The organism is uncultured Boseongicola sp., assembly GCF_937988555.1.
GTDB lineage: Bacteria > Pseudomonadota > Alphaproteobacteria > Rhodobacterales > Rhodobacteraceae > Boseongicola.
Window position 1 is genome coordinate 1 of record NZ_CALJXO010000217.1, and the last position, 3,023, is coordinate 3,023.

Annotated in this window: 5 protein-coding genes and 1 pseudogene; 2 read left to right on the top strand and 4 right to left on the bottom strand. The window is 57.4% G+C overall.

Going from position 1 to position 3,023, the window contains the following annotated elements; translation table 11 throughout:
• Both Q1B15_RS12945 and Q1B15_RS12950 read left to right on the top strand, forming a co-directional pair.
• Positions 1-194 (top strand): annotated as a pseudogene (locus tag Q1B15_RS12945) (hypothetical protein); the annotation flags it as partial.
• A gap of 240 nt (positions 195-434) precedes the next feature.
• Positions 435-638, top strand: coding sequence for a cytochrome P450 (locus tag Q1B15_RS12950; protein ID WP_299754197.1), 204 nt, complete (start codon positions 435-437; stop codon positions 636-638).
• A gap of 84 nt (positions 639-722) precedes the next feature.
• Here Q1B15_RS12950 and Q1B15_RS12955 read toward each other — a convergent pair whose 3' ends face one another.
• The 4 genes from Q1B15_RS12955 to Q1B15_RS12970 all read right to left on the bottom strand — a co-directional run.
• Positions 723-941, bottom strand: coding sequence for a ribbon-helix-helix domain-containing protein (locus Q1B15_RS12955; protein ID WP_299754189.1), 219 nt, complete (start codon positions 939-941; stop codon positions 723-725).
• Positions 938-1,111, bottom strand: a complete 174-nt coding sequence (locus Q1B15_RS12960; RefSeq protein WP_299754191.1) for a DUF4169 family protein — start codon at positions 1,109-1,111, stop codon at positions 938-940. The genes Q1B15_RS12955 and Q1B15_RS12960 overlap by 4 nt, the downstream gene beginning before the upstream one ends.
• Positions 1,108-2,502, bottom strand: coding sequence for a class II fumarate hydratase (gene fumC / locus Q1B15_RS12965; protein ID WP_299754193.1), 1,395 nt, complete (start codon positions 2,500-2,502; stop codon positions 1,108-1,110). The genes Q1B15_RS12960 and fumC overlap by 4 nt, the downstream gene beginning before the upstream one ends.
• Before the next feature lie 90 nt (positions 2,503-2,592).
• The coding region (locus Q1B15_RS12970) for a hypothetical protein (protein ID WP_299754195.1) at positions 2,593-3,023 on the bottom strand (431 nt) is incomplete at its 5' end.

Genomic DNA, 3,023 nt, shown 5'->3' on the forward strand with positions numbered 1-3,023 from the left:
GGTTGGCAAGTTTAAAGTGGCGGTTCTTTCGCTTACATTTTCAATATATCTTCGCATTCGATCGCCCAGGTGACTTTGATTATTTCAAGATCACTGCAGGCCCTGAAACGCTTGGTGCGCGGTTCCGTGGGAGGCGCACATCCCCAAGCCGGATCGATGTGGTCGCCTCGTGCTTTACCTCCACCTTGACATGATCCCGCCAAAGTCGGCGGCACGCGCGGATCGCGTTTCTTTGCGGCGCGATTGGCGTTTGTTTCGCCAGGAGATACTGTCGGTGCAGCCCGAACGTTGTGCCCCACGCGCATGGGTGACTTTCGCACACCTTTTCTCCGTTCGTTTATGATCAACGAGCCTGAACTCATAAAGCTTGTGCTGAAGAAACGTCCAAAGAACCTTCCGAAATCGCCCAGTGCAGCGCGGGCAGTCAGGCCGTCATTTCCCCTTGGCATCTTCATAGGAGTGATCGGTTTTGGGCGACCCTGGACGCGTTCGATGCAGACCGATGGGAAACAGATGCGTGGCGACAGTCATCGCGCGAAGCCTATCTGCCGTTTTCAAGCGGTGCCTGGGTCTGTCCGGGGGGGATTTGCAATGGCGGAAGCCGCGGTGTTGCTGACGGCGGCACTGCGTCAGTTTAGGTTTGCGCCGCTCGCCACTCCGGTTCCGGTTTCGCATCTTACAGTGCGTTCGCGCGATGGAACTACTCTAGAGGTTTGTCCGCGTTAGCACGTTCGATAGTGATCGAGAACAAACAATCGAATGGCTGAAGCGAGCCCGCAATCTGTGCCCCGCGCTTCATCAATCTCAGCCGCCAGATCGTTGATCGGACGGCCGTTTTGCGAAGCAATGTCGCGAAACGCCGACCAAAACGCGTCCTCAAGGGATACCGAAGTGCGGTGCCCGCGCAGCGTCAGAGATCGTTTGATCGGCCGCGCGTTCATGGCTCTTTTTTATTGGCCTCATGACGTTTCATTGCGAGCGCCGCCTTTTTCGCTTCGGCCAGCTTGTCAGCCTTTGAGCGCCCATATTTCATGGCGTTTCCATCGGCGTCAGCCTTGCGGGCATTCTTCAGTTTCTCTTTGCGCGCCCGGTTTAGATTGGCAGTGTTCATGATTTTGGTCCGATCATTTTTTCTGGACGAACAACGTTGTCGAATGTTGCCTCGTCGACAAAGCCAAGCGCAATGGCTTCCTGTTTCAGGGTCGTCCCGTTTTTGTGCGCGGTCTTCGCGACGGTGGTCGCGTTGTCATAACCAATTGTGGGGGCAAGTGCGGTGACAAGCATGAGGCTTTCGCGCATCAACTGGTCGATGCGCGTCTCATTGGCGCGGATGCCTGCAACGCAATTATCGGTGAAAGCATTGGATGCATCGCCCAGAAGCTGCATAGATTGCAGGACATTATAGGCCATCATGGGTTTGTACACGTTCAACTCGAAATGGCCCTGACTTCCGGCAAACCCGACAGCAGCGTCGTTGCCGATGATATGGGCGCAGACTTGGGTCATCGCTTCGCACTGGGTTGGGTTTACCTTGCCGGGCATGATCGAAGAGCCAGGCTCATTTTCGGGTAAAAGCAGCTCATAAAGGCCGCAACGAGGTCCCGAGCCGAGAAGCCGAATATCGTTGGCGATCTTGAATAGACTGGCGGCGGCGGTTTTGAGCGCGCCCGACATGGCAACCATTGCGTCATGCGCGGCAAGGGCTTCGAATTTGTTGGGGGCTGTCACGAAGGGCAGGCCCGTGATGCGCGCCATGTTTGCAGCGACCTCTTCGCCCCAACCGGGACGCGTGTTGAGGCCTGTGCCAACCGCCGTGCCACCTTGGGCCAACTCGTAGATGTCAGCCAGCGAGGCCTCTACGCGTTCAATCGATTTCGCGACCTGATGGGTGTAGCCCGAGAACTCTTGTGCGAGCGTCATCGGCGTTGCATCCATCGTGTGCGTGCGGCCGATTTTGATGATGCCGTCAAATTCTTTGACCTTGGCCTCAAGGGCTGCGTGGAGATGTCTCAGGCCCGGAAGCGTCACATCGCGCGCGGTCATGGCGGTGGAGATATGCATGGCGGTCGGGAAGGTGTCGTTCGATGACTGACCCATATTGCAATGGTCGTTCGGGTGCACCGGGTCTTTTGAGCCGATGACGCCGCCCATCATTTCAATCGCACGGTTCGCGATGACCTCGTTTGCATTCATGTTTGATTGAGTACCGGAACCAGTTTGCCACACAACAAGAGGGAAGTGGTCGTCCAGTTTGCCGTTTACCACTTCCGATGCGGCTGCGATGATGGCGTCTGCTTTGTCACTGTCCAGCACGCCGGCAGCTTTGTTCGCTTCGGCGCATGCTTGCTTGACTACGCCGAGGGCGCGCACGATTGCGACGGGCTGTTTTTCCCAGCCGATAGGGAAGTTGATCAGGCTGCGTTGCGTCTGGGCGCCCCAGTATTTGTCGGTGGGGACCTCAAGCGGGCCGAAGCTGTCGGTTTCGGTTCGGGTGGTGGTCATGGCTCAAGCTCTCCTCACGTCTTGCGCGGAAAGCTATAGGCAAGCGCGGCCACATGCGCAATCGCAGGGGACCAAGTTACGCAGAGGATTTCAGGCGAGACGGCGGGCGCGCGCAGTTGCGAGGACCGCGTGGGTTTCAAATGCTTCGCTTAAACGGTCCTGCATAGAGCGCACGTTTTCACCGTAGAAATAGAAGACCGTTTTGTCTGCACGACGGATCCAGCCGCGATTGATGGCGAGACCTTTCATCGCCTCGCTGCAGGTCATGGCAAGGTCGCGTCGGGCCTGAGCGTCCGGCGCAAGAGTGCTGTCTACCGAGATTTCCAGACCTTCTGCCACACCAAAAAGGACAGGATCACCGCCTTCAGCGCGTCGCAAGGACGAGCCATAGGGCGCGTGGAGATAGTCGAGCATGTTGGCCACGCTTTCGAGACCTTCGCGCGAAGCGTTGCGCAGCCCCAAATAGAGCGTCACACCGCAGATATCGTCGGGGCCTGCCTCGTGGGCGCGGACTTTAGTAA